The 3545-nt window shown below is 77.8% G+C and carries 2 protein-coding genes; both read right to left on the reverse strand.

Features of this window, described 5'->3' with window-relative positions; genetic code table 11:
• Positions 1-142 precede the first annotated feature (142 nt).
• On the reverse strand, positions 143-1942 hold the full coding sequence (locus IEZ12_RS11470; RefSeq protein ID WP_189271941.1) for a hypothetical protein: 1800 nt from the start codon (positions 1940-1942) through the stop codon (positions 143-145).
• Positions 1939-3545: DUF5682 family protein (locus tag IEZ12_RS38210; protein ID WP_229847442.1), on the reverse strand; the 1607-nt coding region annotated here is incomplete at its 5' end. The genes IEZ12_RS11470 and IEZ12_RS38210, both read right to left, overlap by 4 nt.

Below are 3545 nucleotides of genomic sequence, written 5' to 3' on the forward strand. Positions count from 1 at the left end.
GTCGCCCCCAAACCGGCGGACCAGCGCGGCTTCTTCCTCCACCCCACCGCCTTCGACCAGCCCGCCGAGCGCGGGATCGGCGTCCCGCCCGCCCCCGTCCGGCACGACGCGCCGAAGGAGAGGTGAACGAGGCCCGCCCCCGTCACGCGACCCCTGTCGGCCAAGCGTCCGCGCAGAGCGCGGTGGCCACCTCCTCCTGGTAGCGGGCCGCAGCGAGCCAGGCCGTGGCGAAGGCGAGGTGGTCGGTGGTGTGCAGGCGGCCGAACACGTCGCGTTCCTGGTCTGTGGCGGCCGCGTGGACGGCGGTGAGCAGTTGGGCGGCGGTGGCGAGGCCCGCCGACCGCAGGCGACGCGCTTCGACAGCGGCTCGGTCGGAGCGGCCGGCCAGGGCCCGGCGGCCGCCGGTGACGGCCTGTTCGAGGGGGCGGGTCAGGAGGTGGAAGGGCGGCTGCGGGGCGAACGCGGCGGCCGGTGGCAGGGTTTCGGGCCGGTCCGGCGGCAGGTCGGCGTGCTGGAGGCGTTCCAGGCCCAGGTTGATCCGGTCGCGGTACTCGGGCGGCAGGGTGAGGACCGGGCCGGGCCCCGGGGCCGGGGCGGCGGCCAGCAGGCGCAGGCGCGGGTGGGTGGCGCGCTCCAGCCGGCCGACCACGCGCAGCGGCAGGCCGGGCGCGGACGCCAGGGCCGCCAGGTTGGCGGCGAACGCGAGCCGCGGGTGGTCCTGGGCGGGCAGCAGCGCCACCGTCGACCCCGCGCACTCGGCGAGCAGCTGCGGGGCGGTCGACCCGGGAACGGTCCCGGGCCCGAGCACGGTGACGTCGAGGAACAGCAGGTCCGATCCGGCGGGACGCTGCTCGTGGGGGATCCGCCCGGCCGCCAGCGCCCGTTCGACCTGGGCGGGCACCGGCTCCGCCCAGAGCCGGGCGACGGGCTCCTCGTCCCAGCCCGCCCCGGCGGCGCGCACGGCCCGGACCTTCGCGCCCGCGCCGAGCCGCCCGGAGTCGGTCCGGGTGGCGCCCTGGACGGCGAGTCCGGCCCGGGCGAGGTCGCGGTGCGAGAGCGTCGCGTCGCCCAGCCGGACCGGTCGACCGGCCGCCGCCCCGGCGAGTTGCGCGGCCTCCGTCGGATCGGCGTGCGGGGTGACGTCGGAGACGGTGGCGAGCTGCCCGTCGCCGTCCACCACCCAGACCGTGACGCCCGCGTGGGTCGCCGACACCACCGGTTCGGCGAACAGCCCGTACAGCCGGAGCGACCCGACCTCCCGGTACGTCTGCCGCGCCGCCGCGCGGACCTGCCGGGGCGTGAACACCGTGGTGGCGTCGAGCAGTTCGCGGTGGGCGGCGGCCAGGTCGGCGAGCCGGTGGTCGGGTTCGGCGGCCCGGGCGGCACGCAGCCTGGTGACCACCGTGGCGGCCAGCGCGGCCGGCCGGTGCAGGCCGAGCAGCCGGGCCTGGTGGGCGGTCCGCAGCAGCTCGGCCTGCTGGACGCTGCCCGCGCCGCTGATGCCGGCGGCCAGCGTGTCGGCCGCGACCCGGCGCAGGCGGTCGACGGCCTCGGCCTCGGCGGGGGTGAGCGGCTCCTCCGTCTCGACTCCACCGTCGGGTACGGCTTCTGTGGGTGTCTGTTCCTCGGCCGGCGTCTGCTCGTCGGCGGGTGCGGCCAGCGGGGCGGCCGTGACGGCGGCGGCGCGGTGCAGGCAGCCGGGGGCGAGCAGGCAGCCGCAGCGGACGTCCTCGGCCGTCCGGACGGTGCCGCCGGGGGCGTGCAGGACCAGCACCGTCTCGTCGTCGATCCGCACGCTCCAGTCGTCGCCCGTCCGGACGACCGGGCGGTCGGCGAGCTTGGCCGCCGCACCGTCGAGCCGTTTCTGGAGGCGCGCCGACAGGGCCGACACCACCTCCGCGACGACCTCGGCGGCGACGGCGGGCCATCGGGTGTCTGTCATCGGATCTTCTCCCCCACCCAGCGGGCCAGTTCCAGCGGGCTGAGCGCCGCCACCGGCATGCCCGCGGCGACGAGTTGTTCGGCGACGGCCTTGGAGTACCGGGGTTTCCCGGTGTCGTCGAGTGCGGCGCAGCCCAGCAGGTGGCAGCCGGCGCCGACCAGCGCCCGGGTCTCGGTCAGCAGCCCGCCGAGCGGGTAGCCCTCCTCGAAGTCGCTGACCACCGCGATCAGCGTGCGGGACGGCACGGTGACCAGGTCGCGGGCGTACCGCAGGCCGGCCGCGATGTGCGTCCCACCGCCGACCCGGACCTCCAGGAGCAGCCCCAGCGGGTCGTCCACCCGTCCGCTCAGGTCGACGACGTCGGTCGAGAAGGCCACGAAGTGCGCGGTCAGGGACGGGACTCCGGCCAGGATCGACGCGGTCAGCGCCGCCCAGACGGTGGAGGCCTCCATCGATCCGGACACGTCCACGACCAGGATCAGCCGCCAGTCGTTGGCCTGGGCGGCCCTGGTCCGGAAGACCGGCCGTTCGGGCACGATCACGGTGCCGCCGTCCGCGCCGGGCCGGGCGGTGGCGAGGTTGGCCCGGATCGTGCGGTCGAGATCGAGCGGGCCGGCCCGGCGGCGGCTCGGCCGGGGCAGGGTGAGGCCGGTCAGGGCCGGGCGCAGGGTGGTCGCGAGCTCGCGCGACAGTTCGTCCACCAGGCGCCGGACCAGCGGGCGCAGTGCGGCGAGGCGCGCCTCGGGCAGGCCGCCCGCGTGCTGGAGCACCGTGCGCAGCAGGTCGACCGAGGGGCGGACGGCCTCCGGGGCGAGCGCCTCCAGGACGTCGGTGCGGCCGTGCGCCGCCGCCGCAGCGAGGACCTCCTCGCGGATGCCCGGCCCGAACAGCGCCACCAGTTCCTCGGACCACTCCCGGACGCCCGGGAACGGGGCCTCCCGGCCGCCGCGCGGGTCGCCGGTCGGGCCGGGGGCGGAGCCCTCGCCCCGACCCGTGCCGTAGAGCTCGTCGAGCGCGGCGGCGAGCCGCGCGGACCGCCCGGTGGGGCCGGGGCCGCTGCCCGGGCGTCCGAGCACCAGCCGCCAGCGGTCGGCGGGCGGGAGAACGGCCCCGGGGGCCGGTGCCGCCGGCTCGTCCGGTGCCTGCGCGGCGTCCGGTGCCTGCGCCGCGTCGGGTGCGTACGCCGCTTCGTCGGCGGCGGTCAACAGTCCGCCCGCTTCCAGGATGTGACGTGCCGTCAGATCAGCCCTGGCCCAGGTGGCGAGGGTGGCCGGGTCGAGCTCGGTCGGCAGAGTGTCGACGTGCGTGCCGAGACGTTCCTCGACGACGGCGAGCAGCCGGTCCCGGGCGGCCGGGCTGAGCGTGTCGAAACCGCCGCGCAGTGCGGGCAACCGGTCCAGGAAGGCCTCGTCGGGGAGCTCGGTGACGCGTGCCAGCAGCGGTTCGAGCGCGGCCGGGGCGGCGGTGAGCAGCCCCTCGGCCGCGGTGAGCAGGCCGCTCAGGGACCGGCCGAGCGCGACCCGGCTGTCCGGGGCGGTGGCGGCGTCCACCCAGGAGCCGACCCGGCCGCCGAACTCGGCGGGCTCCTGGTGGCCGAGCAGCA

The organism is Kitasatospora griseola (assembly GCF_014648555.1).
GTDB classification, from domain to species: Bacteria; Actinomycetota; Actinomycetes; order Streptomycetales; family Streptomycetaceae; genus Kitasatospora; species Kitasatospora griseola.